The following is an 18954-nucleotide window of genomic DNA, read 5'->3' on the forward strand; positions in this document are numbered from 1 at the left end:
TTAGGAGGCAGCGTATGAAAGAACCGGTTATCCTGCCGGTCGGCATGATCGGCACCAACTGTTATATCCTCGGCTCGGGCGACACCGGCGTGGTGATCGACCCGGGGGACGAGGCCGAGAAAATCCTCGACGTCCTGCGCGAACAGGGGATCACCCCGAAATATATCCTGCTCACCCACGGGCACTACGACCACATCGGGGCGGTGCAGGCCGTGCGCGCGGCCACCGGGGCCGAGGTCGTCATCGGCCAAAACGACAGCGAGCAGCTGGGCGACGCGAGCAAATCCCTCGGCCGCCCGGGCGATCCGCGCTTCTATATCACCCCCGACCGCGAGGTGCGGGAGGGGGACACGATCGAATGCGGTGAGCTGCTCTTCCTGGTGATCGACACCCCCGGGCACACCCGGGGCGGGGTGTGCTATCTCTGTGGGGATATGCTCTTTAGCGGGGACACCCTCTTTCGCGGGGACGTGGGGCGCACCGACCTCTACGGCGGGGATTATCCCACGCTTCGCCTCTCGCTGCAAAAGCTCTCAGCGCTCGACGATTCGCTCAGGGTCTACCCCGGGCACGGGGAGCAGAGCACCATGGAATATGAAAAACAATATAACCCCTATCTCGGGAAGGCCGACTATGACGATCTATATTGACGCGCACGACTGCCACTACGAGGTGCAGCGCCTGTGCACCATGTTCCTGCGCGGGGAACGCGCGCCGCTGGCCTTCGGCGCGCCGGGGGAGGGGGAGGAGCGCTTCCTCTACACCGGGCGCGCCGAGCGGGACGGGAAGGCCCTCCTGACGGTGCGCGCGCGCCTCGGCGGCAGCGAGGTGCACAGGCAAAGAGAGCTGCCGCTCCCCAGCGGCAAGCAGGAATGTGAGCGCGCCTTCGGGCAGATGATCTATGAGCTGCTCGTGCCGATGACCGGGATTCGCCCTCCCTGGGGCATTCTGACCGGGATCCGCCCGGTCAAGCTCTTTCGCGCCCGGCTGGACGCGGGGGAGAGCGGGCAGGAGGTCCTGCGCTATTTTTGCGACGGGCTGTATCTCAGCGAAGAGAAGGCCCGCCTGGCGCTGCAAACCGCTCAGGTCCAGCGGCCGATTCTTCGTGGGAGCGCCCCCGACCTCTTTTCGCTCTATGTTTCGATCCCCTTCTGCCCCAGCCGCTGCCGGTACTGCTCCTTCGTCTCCCATTCGATCGAGCAGGCGGCCGGGCTGATCGAACCCTATCTCGAGCTGCTCGAGCGCGAGCTCGCCCTGACGGCGCAAAAGGCGCGGGAGAGCTCCCTGCGCCTCCACTCGGTCTACTTCGGGGGTGGCACCCCGACGACGCTGAGCGCCGCGCAGCTTGACCGACTCTGCGCGGCGGTGGCGGAAAACTTTGACCTGGGCGGGGTGAAGGAGTATACCGTCGAGGCGGGACGCCCGGACACCATCACGGCGGAGAAGCTGGCGGTGCTGCGAAAGGCCGGGGTGGACCGGATCAGCGTCAACCCCCAGACCTTGCAGGACGAGGTGCTGGCGGCCGCCGGGCGAAACCATACCGCGCAGCAGACCCTGGACGCTTTTGGGCTGGCGCGGCAGGCGGGCTTCCCATGCATCAACATGGATCTGATCGCCGGGCTGCAGGGGGACACGCCGCAGGGCTTCGCGGACACCCTGGAGCGGGTGATCGCGCTGCGCCCGCAGAACATTACGGTGCACGCCCTCTCGGTAAAGCGCAGCGCCGCGCTCGGCGGGCACGCCGGCGAGGTGCTCATAGCTTCTCCGGCCGCGGAGATGGTCGCCCTTTCGGCGCGGCTGCTTATCGGGGCGGGGTATCACCCCTACTACCTCTACCGGCAGAAGGACACGGTGGAAAACCTCGAAAACACCGGCTGGTGCCTGCCGGGGTATGAGAGCGCCTATAACATCCACATCATGGACGAGAGCCAGACCATCCTGGCCTGCGGGGCGGGCGGGGTGACCAAGCTCTGCCGCCCGAAGGGGACGGGCGGACAGGAAATAACGCGGATATTTAACTACAAATACCCATATGAATATATCAGCCGCTTTGAGCAGCTCTGCGCGCGCAAGGAGGCGGTCGTCCCCTTCTTTGCCGGCATGGAAAAAAATTAGCGGATGCTGCGTGCCGCCGCCCGGTTGTAAAAGAGCGCGGGCGGTGGTATAATGGGGAAAACCGGAGGAATCGACCGAACAGAAAGAGTAAAGGTGAAAGCGATATGGGAACTTTGGACAGCATTTTCAATAAAGCGCGGGACGTCGCCAACGATATGGGCAAGAAGGCGGGCGACGTGGTGGAGGTCTCGAAATTAAAACTTTCGGTGGTCTCGCTCGAGAGCGACATCGAAAAGATCTACGCCAAGCTGGGGCTGATGGTCTATGAGATGGTCAAGGCCGGCAGCGAGAACCGCGGGCTGATCGACGGGTGCGTGGCCGAGATCGACGCGCTCAAGGGCAAGCTCGGCGAGATCAACGCCAAGGTGGATGAGCTTAAAAACGTGCGCCGGTGCGACAGCTGCGGCGCGGCGGTCGAGCTTTCCGCCCAGTTCTGCCCGATGTGCGGCAACCTGATCAAGAGCCAGCCCGAGGCCGAGGCCGCCCCGCAGGAGGAAGCGGCGCCGGAAGAACCACAGCCGCCGCAGGAGCTCGAAAATCCGGGCGTGGATGCGTAATACCCAAACGGAAGAGAAAAGATAAGGCTAAACAGGAAGTGCGCTCCCTGTTTAGCCTTATTTTGACCGGGACCAATTTCGTCAAGGTGGGAGTGCTGCTTGTTGCGCGGGAGAAGAAGACAGAGCTTTCTGCACGGGGCCGTGATCCTCGGCGTGGCGACGGTGGTCGTCAAGCTGATCGGCGCCATGTTCAAGATACCGCTGACCAACCTGATCGGCGGGGTGGGGATGGGGGACTTCACCATCGCCTACGATATTTTCAGGCCCCTCAATTCCCTGGCCATCGCCGGGCTGCCGGTCGCGGTCTCCAAGCTGGTCAGCGAGCAGGCGGCCACCGGCCGGCTGCGGGATGCGCGCAAGATCCTCCATCTCTCAACCCTGCTGTTCCTCGTCACCGGGGCGGCGGGCTTTGTCGTCATGTTCTTCGGCGCCCGGCTCTTCGCCGGCTTTTTAAAGAGTCCGGACAGCTATCTCACCATCGCCGCGCTCTCCCCGGCGGTCTTCTTCTGCTGCATGATGAGCGCCTACCGCGGCTACTACCAGGGGCTCAAGAACATGTACCCCACCGCCCTCTCCCAGATGGTGGAGGCGGCCGTTAAGCTGTTGTGCGGGATCGCGCTCTCGGTGCTTTTCATGGCCTTTGCGCGCGGGAGCCTCGCGTCGGGGGAGAGCGTGCTGCACACCCTCTACCCCGGTGCCTCGCAGGACGAGGTCATGGTCTACCAGTTCGGCGCGGTGGGCGCGGTGCTGGGGGTCGCGCTCTCCACCCTGGCGGGGACCGTCTTCCTCTTTTTGCGCCACCACCTGGGCGGCGACGGCCTCACCCGCGAGGAGCTGGCGGCCTGCCCGCCGCCCGCCTCCTCGCGCGTCCTCCTGAAAAGGATGGTCCTGATCGCGGTGCCGGTCTGCCTCGGGTCGGTGGCCACCCACCTGACCACCCTGATCGATTTGATGTCCATCATGAACCGGCTGGACCACGCCATGACGGGGAACGCGCAGGCCCTGCTCTCGATGTACCAGGGGCTGATCCCGCAGGGGTATTCGGTGACCGACGTGTCCAAGTACCTCTACGGCTCCTATTCGGGGATCGCGGTGAACATCTTCAACCTCGTCCCCTCGCTGACCACCACGCTCGGGGTGAGCATACTGCCGGCGGTGGCGGGCGCCTTCGCCACGCGCAACCTGCCCGAGGTCAAGCGCAACGTCGAGTCGGTGCTGCGGGTCACGGCGATGGTGGCCATCCCCGCGGGGCTCGGCTTCATGGCGCTGAGCGAGCCGATCACCATGCTGCTCTACGGCTCCAAGCCGATGGAGGCGATGATCGCCGCCCCGCTGCTGCGCTCGCTGGGGCTGTCGGTCATCTTCGTCTCGCTGACCACCCCGATCAACGCGGTGCTGCAGGCGGTGGGCCGGGTGTCGGTGCCGGTCAAGCTGATGGTGCTCGGCGGCGCGCTCAAGCTCGCGGTCAACTTTGTGCTCGTCGGGATCCCCGGGGTCAACATCCAGGGCGCGCCGGTGGGCACCGCCGCGTGCTATCTGCTGATCGTGCTGCTCAGCCTGTGGGTGCTGCGGCGCGCCACCTCGGTGCAGATAAGCTACCTGCGGGTCTTCGGCAAGCCCCTGCTCGCGGGGATCGCCTGCGCCTTCGCGGCCAACGCCTCGTACGGGCTGCTGCTGCGCGCCTTTGAAAGCCGCCTGGTCACCCTGCTGGCGATCGGGATCGGTATGCTTTTCTATGCCGCCGTGCTGCTTTTATGTAAGGGGATTTACCGGGAAGACGTCCTGATGCTGCCGGGTGGGGAAAAAATTGCAAAAATACTTGAAAAACATGGCCTGATAGGTTAATATAGTACTTGTCAGCTGACGCGAAAAGCTGATGAATTCAGGAAATGGCGGCTAAAGAATGGTTGACTTCACCCCAAAGGATGCATACGGCATCGCCGATCTTGTCGAAATCGTACGGCTCTTGCGCGCCCCGGGCGGCTGCCCGTGGGACCGGGAGCAGGACCACCACACGATCCGCAAGAACCTCATCGAGGAAACCTATGAGGTGGCCGAGGCGATCGACCTCGAGGACAGGGCGCTGCTGCGCGAGGAGCTGGGCGACCTGCTGCTGCAGGTGGTGCTCCACGCACAGATGGAAGCCGAGGCGGGAACCTTTGACTTTTCCGGGGTCTGCAACGACATCTGCCAGAAGCTGATCGTGCGCCATCCCCATGTCTTCGGACAGGTGAGCGCCAAGGACACCGACGAGGTGCTCAAGAACTGGGAGGCCATCAAGCAGCGCACCAAGGGCCAGACCACCGCCGCCCAGACGCTCGAGAGCGTGCCCAAGACCCTGCCCGCCCTCATGCGCGCCGAAAAGCTGCAAAAGCGCGCGGCCAAGACCGGCTTCGACTACCCCGACCTGCAGTGGGCGGCAGAAGACCTCGAAAGCGAACTGCGCGAGGTCAAGGAAGCGATCGCCAAGGGGGACAAGCCCCAGATGCACGAGGAGCTGGGGGACCTGCTCTTTGCCGCGGTCAACGTGGCCCGCTTCATGGGAGCCGATCCCGAGGAGGCGCTGAGCCGTGCGAGCGACAAGTTCACCCGGCGCTTTACCAGGGTCGAGGAGCTGGCCGCCGAGCGGGAGCTTGAGATGAATTCTTGCGGGATTGACTGCCTCAACGGGTTATGGGCGCAGGCAAAACGGGAAGAATAGTAAAACGGCAAATCAGTTTGCTTTAAGGCTTCAATAAGCTTTAAGTATAAAAATGAAATATATTTCGGAGGGTTAAAAAATGACAAAAGCAGAGTTAATTAATGCGATCGCCGAGAAATCCGGTTTCACCAAGAAGGACAGCGACACCGCGCTGACCGCCGTGCTCGACGCCATCACCGACGCGCTGGTCGCCGGCGAGAAGGTTTCCCTGATCGGCTTCGGCACCTTTGAGGTGAAATCCCGCGCTTCCCGCACCGGCGTGAACCCGAGAACCAAAGAGCCCATCACCATTGCCGCTTCCAAGCTGCCGGCTTTCAAGGCTGGTAAGGCGCTCAAAGACGCCGTCGCGAAGTAATTTAGCTTTGTCACGAAAGGCCTCCGGCTTGTCCGGGAGCATGCATAAGAAAGTTAGGGGCAGCAGATTCTATCTGCTGCCCCTAACTCAGTGTGTCAAAAAACTCCTGCCCCCCAAAAGCCCTACAAAGCCCCCGTAAAAAAACTGGGTTTCCAAAGGGGACATGTCCCCTTTGGTGGGAGTTTGAGGGTGAAACCCTCAAGGTCATAAATCGAAAAAGGCTCAGGAGAGGGGAATGAAACCGTCCAGTGGACGGTTTCAGGGGAGAACCCCAAGAGGGGTGCTCCCGCCGTTTGCACATTTTGCCGGTTGTCGTCAGTTTTTTGTTCGCGGCCGTTACGCAAAGCGCCGCCCCCAACTTGCGGGGGCGGCGCTTTTATTTCAAAACTATTTTCCCCAATATTCGCCTTTTTTCTTGCCTTTTACTGGGCGCTGTGCTATACTGAGGCTATGGGGTTTTCTTGCAAAAAGAAAAGCCGCGGCAGTTGCCCGTGGGCCAACACGGACAGCCAGCCCGCCAGGTGAACAGACCACCCAACGACCTACCGGAATTCCGGCACCACGGCTAAGTGTAATTATAACACATCTTCTCCTTCTTGAGAAGAGTTATAGGAATTTTGGTCGGAAAAGCGCAGATTTTGCGCATGTTTGGGTAGACTTGCCCTTTTCGGGGCACGCCCGGCATGCGCTTTGTTATTTTTGCAGCGGTCTCCCTTGCAATACCGGCGCCCGCCTTTTTGTCTGAAGGGCGTGCACCGCGAGGGGGGAAGCCGTGCGGGACGGGGAGTGGCCCCCGTCCCGCGGGGAACCCCTTGACGGGAAAAGCGCCCGAAAACCCCACCGGGCGTGCTCCAGGAAAAACCGCCCCTGCAATCGGGATTCTTAAGGGGCTAATGCCCTTCAAGTGGAGGCTTGGAGGCAACGCCTCCAAGGTCTGTATCTTTCATAAAAGGGGAAACCGCGCGCAGCGCGAGGGGGGCACCCCGAGATGGGTTTTCCCCGCCCACTTTTCGCAGGCCGAGGCCCGCTCCGAAAAACGGAGCGGGCCTCGGCCTGTCCATTCAACCGGAAACAGGCAAAAAAGGCGGGAGAACCCCTCTTGGGGGTTCTCCCCTCAAACCGTCCACTGGACGCTTTGATTCCCCTCTCCTGCGCCTTTTGGCGGGTAGACCTTGAGGGTTTCACCCTCAAACTCCCACCCAAGGGGACATGTCCCCTTGGGGAACCCGTTGTTGGGGGCCGGTTTTACAGCTTGATTTCGGTCCAGTTCCCGCCGCTGAAGCGGACCATGCTCAGCACCATGCGGATGATCTGGTCGAAGCACAGCGAATACCACGCGCCCATCAGCCCGAGCGCCAGCGGATAGCAGAACAGCCAGGCCGACCCGGGGCGGATTACCGCCACGCTGATCAGCGACACGGCGGCGGTGAAGCGGGTGTCCCCCGCCCCGCGCAGACAGCCCATGATGACCACCTGCGACATCTGGATCATGCAGATCAGCCCGATGAGGATGATGATGACGGCGCCCTGGGAGATGACCGCCTCGTCGTTGGTGAAGGCCATCATGATCACTCGGCGCCCGAAGAGGAAGCAGACCATCAGCACCGAGGCGATGATCAGCGCCATGCGCTGGCAGACCTTGCCGTAGACGATCGCCATGTCCGCGCGCTTGGCCCCCAGGCTCTGGCCGACCAGGGAGGAGGCCGCCACGCTCAGCCCGTCGCCGAAGCTGAAGGAGATGCTCAAAATATTCATACAGATCTGGTGGGTGGCAAAGGCCACCGTGCCCAAGGAAGCCACGATCTTGGCGTAGGTGAAGAAGCCGAAGCGCAGGCAGAGCTGCTCGATCAGGGCGCTGGAGCCCACCTTGCACAGCGAGCGCATGGTCTGCCCCTGGAAGCGCCAGCTCCCGTGCGCGCGCAGGGAGAGGAACTGGCCGTGGTGCAGCACCGAGATCACCGACATCAAAAAGGCAACCGACAGCCCGATCACGGTGGCGATGGCCGCCCCGCGCACCCCGAGGCGGGGGAAGCCGAGGTTGCCGCCGATGAGCAGGTAGTTGAAGACCACGTTGAGCCCGTTCGCCACCAGGTTGGTGCGCATGGCGATCTTGGTCCTGCCCACCCCGCGCTGGGCGGCGTTGATGGTCATGGAGAGGGAGTTGAAGAACATCCCGAGCATGATGATTTTAAAGTAGGCGGTCGCATCGTCGAGGATGTCCGCGCCCGCGCCCGCGAACTCCATGATTTCTTGGGCGAAGAGCACCCCCACAATGGTGGAGACGATCGAGAAGGCGGCCGAAAGCAGGATCGACTGGCGCAGCACGCCGTTTGCGCCCTGGGCGTCCTCCTCGCCCCGCTTGCGGGCGACCACGGCGGTGACCCCGACGTTGAGGGACATGATCACCGCCAGGAAGATCAGCTTTGGCTGGTTGGTGATCCCCACCGCGGCGATCGCCTCGGGGCCGATGGTGCCCACCATCATGGTGTCGATCACCCCGACCAGCCCCACCAGCACGCTCTCCACCGCCGAGGGCCAGGCAATGTTAAAGGTGTTGCCGTAAACCTCGCGCGAGGGCGGGATCACATCAATTTTCTGGGCTTCCCGGATCATGCTTTGGCAGTCAAAGAACCGCCGTATCCATTGGGGCACGCCCACACACCTCCCCTGTATTTCTTGCTTTTGATTATAGCACGAATGTAAAAATGAGACAAACCGCTTCATCCCGGGAGCTTTCGCGCAGGGATTCTTGCATCCCGCTCATTTTCGGCTATAATGGACACATACTAAAAAGCGGAAAGGGGGGCTTTGATGATCTCGCCGAATAAAAAGGGTTTGTCCCGTGTGGAGCGCAAGATCCTGTTCTGGCTGCTGGCGGCGGCCGTGGCGGCGACACTGCTGCTCGGGCTGCTGCGCATGGACCGCGGCGGCTATGGGATCGCGCAAATCTATTGCGACGGGACGCTGGTGGCCTCTCTCGACCTCGCGGATTATCAGCAGTCCCGGATCATCCCGCTGTCGCAGCTGGGCGTGGACCTGCCGGTGAGCTTTGAACTTAAAGACCACAAAATCCGCTTTGTAAACGTCACCTGTCCCGACCACCTGTGCGAGGGCTTCGGCTTCATCAGCCTGCCCACCCAGACGGCGGTCTGTATGCCCAACCGGGTCTCGGTGCTCATCGACGGGAGATGATGCAATTTTTCACCTTTCCCTGCATATACTGTTGGTATCCGCAATTTTTGGGGAAAGGGAGGAACCAGCATGGACGGATATGACGACGTCGGCTACGACGGCTTCCGCCGGGACCTCGATACGCGCAGCGGCGAGTGGTTTTCGGTTGAAGGAGACATCGATGATTTTATTTTTTACGGGGAAGACTGCTATGAAAGCGGTCGATGAACCGGTAAACGGATAACGGCCGGCTGAAGCAGGTGCTGCTCAGCCGGCCGTTTCGTTTGGTTTAGTAGGCGCCGAAGAGGGTGGTGGCCACGGCGGTGTAATCCCCGTCGTGATAGGTGTAGTAGATCCCCACCCCGATGAAGTCGTAGGAATCGCGCATCATGTTTTCATAATGCCCGGGGCTTGCCTCCCACTGGTCGTACCACTGCTGCGGGGTCTGGTGCACGACCTTGTCGTAGCCGGTATAATAGGCGGTCGCCAGGTTCTCCCCCCTGATCCGGAAGTCGGTCGGCACGTCCTCGGTGAGCACCGTGTTCCAGGCGCGCCCGTCCGGGCGCACGTGGTCGAACATGTCGTTTTTGACCAGCTCATAGGAGCGGATGCGCGCAGCCTTCGAGAGGCTTTCGTCCACCATCAGCTCGTTCAGGCCCGCCTTGAGGCGCTCGTTGTTGATGATGTCGATCACCTCCTGCTCGTCACCGCTCAAAAAGTGGGCGGAATTGAGGTTGTAGGAGGCGCTCTCGAGGCTGGAGCCGGCTTCTTCGGAGGAAGCGTCGGAGGAGGAATCCTTGAGCCGCACCTGCGGCTCGCCGCTCACGCTGTTCCCGGTGCCGGGCTCCTCCTTGGGGGGCTCGGCCTGGGAGGGGACGTCGGGCTCGGACGGGGCGGCCGCCCCTGCCGACGGCGCGCCGGTGGACGGCGCGGGCTCGCTCTGGACGGGCGCCGCCGCCGAAGAGGCGGGTTCTTCGTCCGCTGGCTTCTCTTCGGGCGGGGGGGCGCTGCGAACTTGGCCCATGCCGGCATAGGCCTCGGGGGTGGGCAGCGGCGAGAAGCGCTCTGCGAGGGTGGGCGCTGCCCCGCTGCCGACGCTTGGCTCGGACTGCTCGGGGAGGCGGTAATCGTCCTGCCGGTGGCTCGCGCAGGCGCTAAGCAGGAGCGCCGCGCCGAGCAGCAGGGGCATGAGCTTATAAAAACGGTTCATTGTCAGCTCCCGCGCCGCTCAAAGTGAAGCGGCGGCCGCCTTTTCGGCGGGCGGCGCGCCGGGATAATCAATAAGACAAGGATACGAAAAAGGTACGAAGAAACTGTTAAGACGCGTTAACGATTCTGTATATTTCCCCGCGGCCGGGCGGGGCCTGCTTCCATTATACGATGCCAGCGCCGGTTTCTCAACCGCTCCCGTACAGGAAAATAACGGTTTACAGCCCCCCGCGATGGTGATAAAATGAAAAGGTACGGATTTTTGAGAAGGAAGTGTCCGGGGAGGGCGGGCTTGAATGGGAAGCCTTTCAAACGCATGAAAACCAGCGTCCGGGCACTGGTTTTGAGAAAGGGAGGACGAAACGATGAAATTATTGGTGCTGGTGCTCAACAAGGTTGAGTACCTCGACGAAATCCTCGAGGGCTTCGCGGACGCCGGGATCGGCGGCGCGACCATCATCCAGAGCCGCGGCATGGCGAGGGAGCTCTACCAGTCCGGGCATGAGGACGATATGTTCTTAGGCAGCCTGCGGGCGATCCTCGACCCGGACCGGGAGGAGAACAACACGATCCTCACCGTGGTCAAGGACGAACAGGTCGAGGCCGCCGTCAAGATTATCGAGCGGGTGGTGGGCGATCTGAGCAAGCCCGACTCGGCCATTGTATTCACAGTCCCGGTGGACTTCATAAAGGGGATCGGTCGGTAATGGAGATGGACATACTGTTTTATCTCGGGATCATTCTGCTGGCCGGCCTGCTCTTCGGCAGGCTGGTCAAATTCTGTAAGCTGCCCAATGTCACGGGCTACCTGCTCGCGGGGCTGATCCTCGGCCCCTATGTGCTGCGCATCCTGCCGGCGGACGTGGTGTCGAAGCTGGACCTCGTCTCGGACGTCGCGCTGGGCTTTATCGCCTTTTCGGTCGGCAGCCAGTTTAAGACCAGCTACTTTAAGCGGGTCGGCTTCACCCCGGTGGTGATCGCCATCACCGAGGCGCTGGGCGCCGTGGTGCTGGTGACCGTCGGGCTGATCGCCGCGGGCCAGTCGGTCCCCTTTTCGATCGTGCTGGGCGCCATCGCGGCGGCCACCGCCCCGGCGGCGACCATCATGGTCATCAAGCAGTACAGGGCGAAGGGCCCCCTCACCGAGACCCTGCTCAGCGTGGTCGCGCTCGACGATGCGGTGGCGCTGATCGCCTTCGGCTTTGCGGTGACCCTGGCCAAGGGGATGACCGCCGGGGTCGGCGGCTCGCTCCTCGTTTCGATCCTCAAGCCCTTTTTGGAAATTCTCACGGCGCTGGCGCTGGGCGCGATTTTGGCGATCCTTTTCACCGTGCCGCTGCGCTTTTTCAAAAAGAGCGGAAACCGGCTGTGCATTATCGCGGCCTTTGTCTTTCTGGCGACGGCGCTGGCCAACCTCCTGGGCGTGTCGGCGCTGCTGACCACCATGGCGATGAGCGCGGTCTTTGTCAACGTCTATAAGTCCCCGGACGACATCATGAAGCTGGCGGACAGTATAACCCAGCCGATCTTCGTGATGTTCTTCGTGGTCTCGGGGGCGGAGCTCAATCTGACCGTCATTCCGACCATCGGGCTGGTGGGGGTCGTCTATGTGGTGCTGCGGGTCGCGGGCAAGTGGCTGGGCGCGACGCTCGGCGGCGTTTTGATGAAGGCGGACAGCGCCATCAAGAAGTACCTCGGCCCGACCCTGATCCCCCAGGCGGGCGTGGCCATCGGCCTGACGCTGGTGGCGCAGCAGGTGGTGCCCGAGCATGCGCAGGTGATCCGCGCGGTGGTGCTCTGCGCGACCTTCATCTACGAGATCATAGGGCCCGCCGTGGCAAAGCTCTGCCTCGTGAAGGCCGGCGAGATCAAAACCGAAAATGCCTGACGAATGTCCCTGCGGGGCCCCGGGAATGCTTTTCCCAGAGCCCCGCATTTTTTATTTTGAGCGCTTCGTCAAAATTTAAGAAATCTGCCGGGAGCGCGGCATAAAATTCCCTGCCGAGTAAATAATAGAGGTAGTAACCTTACGATTTTTGTTATATTTACGATACAGGGAGGAAACAAACGACGATGAAAGCTACGGGTATTGTGAGAAGAATCGACGACTTGGGGCGGGTGGTCATTCCGAAGGAGATCCGCAGGACCATGCGGATCCGGGAGGGCGACCCGCTTGAGATATATACCGACAACGACGGCGAGGTCATTTTTAAAAAGTATTCCCCGATCGGGGAGCTCAGCGGCTTTGCCACCCAGTATGCCGAGGTGCTCTACAAGGTCTCCGGCTTCCCGGTGGTGGTGTGCGACCGGGACCATGTGATCGCCGTGGCCGGGCTGCCCAAGAAGGAGCTCCTCGAGCGGCGCGCCACCGCCGCGCTCGAGGAACTGATGGAGCACCGCAAGAACTATGCCTATACCGACGAGGAGAAGCAGAAGCTGCAGCCGGTCGAAGGGGTGGACCGCTTCTGCCTGGTCTGCAGCCCAATCATCTCGGCGGGGGATGTGTGCGGGAGCATCATGATCCTGATGGGGGACACCGGCACCATGGCGGGCGAGACCGAAATCAAGCTGATTGCCACCGCCAGCCAGTTCCTCGGCCGCCAGATGGAGGAATAAAGGCGCGATAGGGAAAATATGGGCAAAACCCTCTTGCAAAGCGCCTTGGAATGTGTTATATTAATTAAGGTGAATAGTACGAAGGATGAAAGAGTGGGAATTCCCACTCTTTCGTTTATGTAAGGGCAAAACCCGGGCGCCGCTGCTCGGGGCGCCATAAAAAGGAGACGAAGGATGGCCAGCGAAAAGAAACAGGGGACCGTGCAGATCGTGACTGAGATCGCGCAGCCTGTCGCCGAAGGGCTCGGGGTCGAGCTGTGGGACGTGCGCTATGAGAAGGAGGGCAGCTCCTGGTACCTGCGCATCTTTATCGACAAGGAGGGCGGGGTCACCATCGACGACTGCGAGGCCTTCTCGCGCACGGTGGATAAGCTGATCGACGAGCGCGACCCGATCGCGGGGAGCTATTACCTCGAGGTCTCCTCGCCGGGGATCGAGCGGGAACTGATAAAACCCCGGCATTTCGAGCGCTATCTCGGCCATCCGGTCGCGGTACGGCTGATCCGCCCGGTGGACGGGGTGCGCGACTTTGTGGGGACGCTGTGCGGCTATGAAAACGGGCAGGTCACCATCGAGCTGGAAAAGGATATTCAGATGTCGTTTGAAAAGAAAGAGGCGGCATTTGTCAGGCTGTATGAGGATTATGAAGCAGGAGGGGCAAGGGAAGAATGAACACCGAATTTTTTGAGGCATTGAGCCTTCTGGAGAAGGAGAAGGGGATTTCCCGCGACGCGCTCATCGAGAAGATCAAGGGGGCTATCGCCATTGCAATCAAGCGGGACGTGGGCGGCACCGACGAGAACGTGGTCGAGATCGACCCGGACAGCGGGCGCTTCTACGTCGCGGTGCGCAAGAACGCGGTCAAGGAGGTCGAGGACCCCGACACCGAAATCCTGCTGCAGGACGCCTACCAATACGACTCCTCGGTGCAGGAGGGCGGCCAGATCGAAATCCCGCTGGAGACCAAGGATTTCGGCCGGATCGCGGCGCAGGCGGCCAAGCACGTCATCCGCCAGGGCATCCGCGAGGCGGAGCGCGGGCAGCTGCTGCAAAAATATGAGGATAAGAAATTCGAGATCATCTCGGCCCCGGTGCTCAAGGTGGACCCCGTCAAGGGGAACGTCACGCTGGAGATCGAGAAGAGCGAGACCATCCTCCCCAAAAGCGAGCAGATCGCCGGCGAGGTGCTGCGCGAGGGCGAACGGGTGATGGTCTATGTGGTGGATGTGGTCGCGGCCGAGAAGGGCCCGCGGATCATGATCTCCCGCACCCATCCGGGGCTGGTCAAGCGCCTCTTTGAGATGCAGACCCCCGAGATCAAGGACGGCACCGTCGAGATCAAGGCCATCGCCCGCGAGGCGGGCAGCCGTACCAAAATGGCCGTTTGGAGCCGTGACGAGGACGTGGACGCGGTCGGCGCCTGTATCGGCCCCAAGGGCAGCCGGGTCTCGGCCATTGTGGAGGAGCTCGGGGGAGAGAAGATCGACGTGGTCAAGTACTCCGACGATCCCCAGCAGTTCATCACCGCGGCCCTCTCCCCGGCGGACGTGATCTCGGTCGAGGTGGACCCCGAGGGGGCCAAGAGCTGCAAGGCCACGGTGCCCGACCACCAGCTCTCGCTGGCCATCGGCAACAAGGGCCAGAACGCCCGGCTGGCAGCACGCTTGACCGGCTGGAAGATCGACATCCGCCCCGAGAGCGGATTTTACGGCGAGGACGACCCCAAGGCGGATTCCAAGGAAAACTAAGGGGATTTTAATAGAAACGGAGGTGGGACCCCAAGATGGCACAACAGAGGAAAATTCCCATGCGCATGTGCTCCGGCTGTATGGAGCATAAGCCCAAGAAGGAGCTGATCCGGGTGGTGCGCACCCCAGAGGGGGAGATCAAGGTGGATCACACCTCCAAATGCTCGGGCAGGGGAGCCTATGTCTGTCCGGACATCGAGTGCCTGCGCAAGGCGCTGAAGGCCAGACGCTTCGAACGCGCGCTGGCCTGCCAGATCCCAAAGGAGATTTATCAAAGGCTCGAAGAGGAACTGCTCGATGGAGGGCAATAAGCTGGCGGGCACGCTGTCGATGTGCAAGCGTGCGGGAAAACTCGTAATCGGATTTGACATGGTAAAGGAGTCGTTGCACAAAAAGAATGCGCAGCTGATCCTTTTTACAGAGGATCTTTCACCCAAAACCGAGCAGGATATCCGCTTCCTGGCTGAGCAAAAAAACGTGCCCTGCCAAAAGCTGCCCGTCACAATGGATGAGCTGTGGTACCTGATCGGCAAACGAGTGGGCGTGGCCGCCGTGACAGACGCGGGGTTCGCAGGCAAGCTGACCGGCCCGATAGGATGAGGAGGATTTGATACTATGATGGAAAAATATAGAGTACACGAGGTCGCAAAGGATCTCGAGGTACCCAGCAAGGATGTGCTCACCTTGCTTTCGGAGCATTTTAAGGGGGAGACGATCAAGCACATGACCGCGCTGAGCGAGCAGCAGCTTGATCTGATCTTCGAGCACTACACCCAGAAGAATATGGCGGAGAATTTCGACGCCTACTTCGCGATGGCCAAGGCCCCCGAGCCTGCGGCTCCTGCGCCGGCTACGCCCGCGCCCGCGGCTCCCGCCGCACCGCAGGCCCCGGCCGGGAAGGCGGCTGCTCCTGCCGCGCATGCGCAGCCCCGTCCCGCCGCGCAGCAGCGCCCCGGCCAGCGTCAGGGACAGCAGGGCGGACAGCGCCCGCAGCAGCAGAGAAACGGCGGCGCACAGCGTGAGCGCTCGCAGATGCCCTTCGCGCCGAAGGCCCCGGCCGCGCCCGCCGCGCCGCTCGATCCCGCCGCGCGCAAGATCGAGAAGAAGAGCGACACCAAAACGGTCGACATGCGCTCGGCGCAGGTCAACCTCGACAAATACAACGAGCGTTACGAGCAGATCGCCCCGACCAACCTGCAGAAGAAGGACAACGGGGTGCGCAAGCAGAAGCTCAACCAGCGCAGCGCGCAGCGCCGCCGCCAGCAGATGTCCCGCAAGGAGATCGAGGCGGAGAAGATGCGCAAGCTCGAAGTCGAGCGTCAGCGCCGCCAGAAGCTGGAGATCACCATCCCCGAGGAGATTTCGGTCGGGGACCTCGCGCTCAAGATGAAGATCCAGGTGACCGAGGTCATCAAGAAGCTGATGCAAAACGGCGTGATGGCCGGCGCCGGCGAGATCATCGACTACGACACCGCCGCCCTGGTCGCCATGGAGCTCGGCGCCAAGGTCGAAAGAGAAGTGGTCGTCACCATCGAGGAGCGGCTCTTCAGCGACGAGGAGGACGACGAGAAGGACCTGCAGGAGCGCTGCCCGATCGTGGTGGTCATGGGGCACGTCGATCACGGCAAGACCTCGATCCTCGACGCGATCCGCAATGAGCACGTCACCGCCTCAGAGGCGGGCGGGATCACCCAGCACATCGGCGCTTACCAGGTCAAGGTGGGCGAGCGGCCGATCACCTTCCTGGACACCCCGGGCCATGAGGCCTTCACCGCCATGCGCGCCAGAGGCGCCCAGGTCACCGATGTGGCGATCCTGGTGGTCGCGGCCGACGACGGGATCATGCCCCAGACGGTCGAGGCGATCAACCATGCCAAGGCCGCCGGGATTTCGATCATCGTGGCGATCAACAAGATGGATAAGCCCGCCGCCAACCCCGAGCGGGTCAAGCAGGAGCTGACCGAATACGAGCTCATCCCCGAGGAGTGGGGGGGCGACGTGATCTGCGTGCCGGTTTCGGCCGTCACCAAGGAGGGGATCGACACCCTGCTGGAGATGGTGCTGCTGGTCGCGGACATGAAGGAGCTCAAGGCGAACCCGGGCCGTCCGGCCAAGGGCACCGTCATCGAGGCGCGCCTCGACACCGGGCGCGGCCCGGTGGCCACCATCCTGGTGCAAAACGGCACCCTGCGCACCGGGGACACCGTCATCGCGGGCACGGCCATGGGCCGCGTGCGGGTGATGACCGACGACCAGGGGCGCAAAGTTGACGAGGCGGGGCCCTCCATGCCGGTCGAGATCACCGGCCTCGGCGAGGTGCCCAGCGCGGGCGACGTCTTCAACGCCGTCGCGGACGAGAAGCTCGCCCGCGAGCTGGTCGAAAAGAGAAAGTACGAGGAGAAGGAGGAGGTCTTCAAGAGCTACCACAAGGTCACGCTCGACAACCTCTTCTCCCAGATCGCCGAGGGCGAGGTCAAGGAGCTGCCCGTCATCGTCAAGGCGGATGTGCAGGGCTCGGTCGAGGCGGTGCGCCAGTCGCTCGAGAAGCTCTCCAGCGACGAGGTGCGCGTGCGGGTCATCCACGGCGCGGTGGGCGGCGTCTCCAAGTCGGACGTCATGCTCGCCCAGGCGAGCGGCGCGATCATCGTCGGGTTCAACGTGCGCCCGGACAGCGTGGCGCGGGACGACGCCGAGCGCGAAGGGGTGGAAATCCGGCTCTACCGGATCATCTACGACGCGATCGAGGACGTCAAGAACGCCATGAAGGGGCTGCTCGCCCCCAAGATCCGCGAGGTCGACCTCGGGCGCGCCGAGGTGCGCCAGGTCTACAAGATCTCCAGCGTCGGCACCGTTTCGGGCTGCTATGTGCTCGAGGGCAAGATCGAGCGAAACGCCAAAATCCGGGTGGTGCGGGACAACATCATCATTGCGGACGACGAGCTGGCCTCCCTCAAGCGCTTTAAGGACGATGTCAAAGAGGTCGCCCAGTCCTACGAGTGCGGCATTACGCTGCAGAAGTTCAACGACATCAAGGAGGGTGACGTCTTCGAGGCGTATATTCTCGAGGAATACAGAGAAGATTAAACCTGACGGAGTTTACCTCCGCAGGAAGGAGGGCTTTTCATGGCCTTTAAGCTGGACCGCCTCACCGAGGATGTGCGGCGGGAGCTGACCGACATTCTGCATACCCTCAAGGACCCGCGCATCGGCGGGCTGATCACCATCGTCAGGGTGGATTTGACCAACGACCTGTCCCACTGCAAGGTGTACGTCAGCTCGCTCGAGGGGATCGAGGGGGCAAAAAAGGCGGTCGAGGGTCTGCGCAGCGCGGCCGGGTACATCCGCCGGGAGATCGGCCACCGGGTCGAGATGCGCCGCAGTCCCGAATTTACCTTCGTGGCGGACGACTCGATCGAGTACAGCGCCGGGATCGCGCAGAAGCTCGGGCAGCTGCACGAGCGCTATGCGCGGCAGGACACAGAAGAACAGGAATCCAAATGAGGCAAAAGGGAGAGGGGACAGCATGGACATTTCGGTAAAGGAGACGGCGCGGCAGCTGGAGCGGGCGCAGGACGTGGTGATCGTCGCGCACAAGTCCCCGGACGGGGACACGTTGGGCAGCAGCTTCGCGCTGCTCTACGCGCTGCAGGCGCTGGGAAAGCGCGCGCGGGTGGAGTGCTCCGACCCCTTCCCGAAGAAGTACGAGTATTTTTTAAAGGGGTATCAGCCCGAAGGCTTTGAGGAGCGCTTCGTCGTCTCGGTGGACGTGGCCGATGAAAAGCTCTTCGGGCCGGGCACCGGGCACTATGCCGGAAAGGCCGATCTGTGCATCGACCACCACCAGACCAACACCGACTACGCGCGCTGCCGGTGCCTGGACTATGGCAAGGCGGCCACCGCGCAGCTGATGTACTTTATCTTCCGGGAGATGGGGGCGGCGGTCACCCCCCTGATCGCCGACTGCCTCTTTACCGGGATCACCACCGACACGGGATGCTTCCGGTACACCAACGTCACCGCCGAGACCCACGAGGTCGCGGCCCGGCTGATCGGGCTGGGCGCACAGGCGGGGGAGATCAACCGGATCATGTTCGAGACCAAATCGAAGAGCCGGATCGCGGTGGAGCGCATGGTGATGGAGTCGCTGGAATATGACTTTAGCGGGCGCTGCGCCATGATCTGCATCTCCAAGGACATCCTCACGCGTTCGGGCGCCTCGGAGGATGAGCTCGAGGGCGTCTCGGCCATGCCGCGCCAGATTGAGGGCGTGATGGCCGGGGTCACGCTCAGCGAGCGGGAGGACGGGTATAAGGTTTCGCTGCGCACCAGCGAGCAGATCGACGCGGCCGAGGTCTGCGCCCTGCTCGGCGGCGGCGGCCACGCCCGCGCGGCCGGCTGCTTCATCAGCGGGGATCTCAATTCGGCCAAGGCGGCGATGCGCCAGGCGCTCGCCGGCTTTTTGCCGGCTTAGGCGGGAGGCAG

General features: G+C 62.3%; 20 protein-coding genes. 18 read left to right on the top strand and 2 right to left on the bottom strand.

The window, feature by feature from the left end; translation table 11 throughout:
• The first annotated feature begins 14 nt into the window (after nt 1-14).
• From EDD78_RS08580 to EDD78_RS08605, 6 genes are all read left to right on the top strand, one after another.
• Nucleotides 15-650, top strand: coding sequence for an MBL fold metallo-hydrolase (locus EDD78_RS08580; RefSeq protein WP_132084682.1), 636 nt, complete (start codon nt 15-17; stop codon nt 648-650).
• On the top strand, nt 634-2115 hold the full coding sequence (hemZ, locus tag EDD78_RS08585; RefSeq protein ID WP_165873168.1) for a coproporphyrinogen dehydrogenase HemZ: 1482 nt from the start codon (nt 634-636) through the stop codon (nt 2113-2115). The genes EDD78_RS08580 and hemZ overlap by 17 nt, the downstream gene beginning before the upstream one ends.
• Nucleotides 2116-2219: 104 nt before the next feature.
• Nucleotides 2220-2672 carry a zinc ribbon domain-containing protein gene (locus EDD78_RS08590; protein ID WP_132084684.1) on the top strand — a complete coding sequence of 151 codons (453 nt, stop codon included), beginning with the start codon at nt 2220-2222 and terminating at the stop codon, nt 2670-2672.
• 102 nt (nt 2673-2774) lie between these two features.
• Nucleotides 2775-4517 carry a putative polysaccharide biosynthesis protein gene (locus tag EDD78_RS08595; RefSeq protein ID WP_132084685.1) on the top strand — a complete coding sequence of 581 codons (1743 nt, stop codon included), beginning with the start codon at nt 2775-2777 and terminating at the stop codon, nt 4515-4517.
• Nucleotides 4518-4575: 58 nt separating this feature from the next.
• Nucleotides 4576-5373, top strand: a complete 798-nt coding sequence (gene mazG, locus EDD78_RS08600; protein ID WP_132084686.1) for a nucleoside triphosphate pyrophosphohydrolase — start codon at nt 4576-4578, stop codon at nt 5371-5373.
• Nucleotides 5374-5452: 79 nt separating this feature from the next.
• Complete coding sequence (locus EDD78_RS08605; RefSeq protein ID WP_079700076.1) at nt 5453-5728, top strand: HU family DNA-binding protein; 276 nt, start codon at nt 5453-5455, stop codon at nt 5726-5728.
• A gap of 1245 nt (nt 5729-6973) precedes the next feature.
• Here EDD78_RS08605 and EDD78_RS08610 read toward each other — a convergent pair.
• Entirely contained in the window at nt 6974-8380 is a 1407-nt protein-coding gene (locus EDD78_RS08610) for an MATE family efflux transporter (protein WP_079700075.1), read from the bottom strand.
• Between the two features lie 192 nt (nt 8381-8572).
• Here EDD78_RS08610 and EDD78_RS08615 point away from each other — a divergent pair, with 192 nt between their 5' ends.
• Complete coding sequence (locus EDD78_RS08615; protein WP_159449051.1) at nt 8573-8920, top strand: NusG domain II-containing protein; 348 nt, start codon at nt 8573-8575, stop codon at nt 8918-8920.
• Nucleotides 8921-8989: 69 nt separating this feature from the next.
• On the top strand, nt 8990-9127 hold the full coding sequence (locus EDD78_RS13990; RefSeq protein WP_159449050.1) for a hypothetical protein: 138 nt from the start codon (nt 8990-8992) through the stop codon (nt 9125-9127).
• 61 nt (nt 9128-9188) lie between these two features.
• Here the strand turns inward: EDD78_RS13990 and EDD78_RS08620 are convergent, their stop codons facing one another.
• Nucleotides 9189-10109: a CAP domain-containing protein gene (locus tag EDD78_RS08620; RefSeq protein WP_132084687.1), complete on the bottom strand. Its 921-nt coding sequence runs from the start codon at nt 10107-10109 to the stop codon at nt 9189-9191.
• Nucleotides 10110-10473: 364 nt separating this feature from the next.
• On the opposite strand from EDD78_RS08620, the gene EDD78_RS08625 reads away from it, so the two are divergent.
• From EDD78_RS08625 to EDD78_RS08670, 10 genes are all read left to right on the top strand, one after another.
• Nucleotides 10474-10815, top strand: coding sequence for a P-II family nitrogen regulator (locus EDD78_RS08625; RefSeq protein ID WP_079700072.1), 342 nt, complete (start codon nt 10474-10476; stop codon nt 10813-10815).
• Entirely contained in the window at nt 10815-11996 is a 1182-nt protein-coding gene (locus EDD78_RS08630) for a cation:proton antiporter (protein WP_079700071.1), read from the top strand. Before EDD78_RS08625 ends, EDD78_RS08630 begins: the two co-directional genes overlap by 1 nt.
• Before the next feature lie 185 nt (nt 11997-12181).
• Nucleotides 12182-12724 (top strand): stage V sporulation T C-terminal domain-containing protein, encoded by a 543-nt coding sequence (locus tag EDD78_RS08635; RefSeq protein ID WP_079700070.1) that lies wholly within the window; start codon nt 12182-12184, stop codon nt 12722-12724.
• Nucleotides 12725-12898: 174 nt separating this feature from the next.
• A complete protein-coding gene (gene rimP, locus EDD78_RS08640; protein ID WP_132084688.1) occupies nt 12899-13396 on the top strand; it encodes a ribosome maturation factor RimP in 498 nt (165 codons plus the stop codon).
• Nucleotides 13393-14472, top strand: coding sequence for a transcription termination factor NusA (gene nusA, locus EDD78_RS08645; RefSeq protein ID WP_079700068.1), 1080 nt, complete (start codon nt 13393-13395; stop codon nt 14470-14472). Before rimP ends, nusA begins: the two co-directional genes overlap by 4 nt.
• A 35-nt stretch (nt 14473-14507) precedes the next feature.
• Nucleotides 14508-14783 carry an RNase P modulator RnpM gene (gene rnpM / locus EDD78_RS08650; RefSeq protein WP_079700067.1) on the top strand — a complete coding sequence of 92 codons (276 nt, stop codon included), beginning with the start codon at nt 14508-14510 and terminating at the stop codon, nt 14781-14783.
• Nucleotides 14770-15072, top strand: coding sequence for a L7Ae/L30e/S12e/Gadd45 family ribosomal protein (locus EDD78_RS08655; RefSeq protein ID WP_079700066.1), 303 nt, complete (start codon nt 14770-14772; stop codon nt 15070-15072). Before rnpM ends, EDD78_RS08655 begins: the two co-directional genes overlap by 14 nt.
• 15 nt (nt 15073-15087) lie before the next feature.
• Complete coding sequence (gene infB / locus EDD78_RS08660; protein ID WP_132084689.1) at nt 15088-17556, top strand: translation initiation factor IF-2; 2469 nt, start codon at nt 15088-15090, stop codon at nt 17554-17556.
• A gap of 39 nt (nt 17557-17595) precedes the next feature.
• Nucleotides 17596-17973, top strand: coding sequence for a 30S ribosome-binding factor RbfA (rbfA, locus tag EDD78_RS08665; protein ID WP_079700064.1), 378 nt, complete (start codon nt 17596-17598; stop codon nt 17971-17973).
• 22 nt (nt 17974-17995) lie between these two features.
• Entirely contained in the window at nt 17996-18943 is a 948-nt protein-coding gene (locus EDD78_RS08670) for a DHH family phosphoesterase (protein WP_165873169.1), read from the top strand.
• The last annotated feature ends 11 nt before the right edge of the window (nt 18944-18954 follow it).

Source organism: Harryflintia acetispora, from assembly GCA_004340125.1.
Classification (GTDB): Bacteria; Bacillota; Clostridia; order Oscillospirales; family Ruminococcaceae; genus Harryflintia; species Harryflintia acetispora.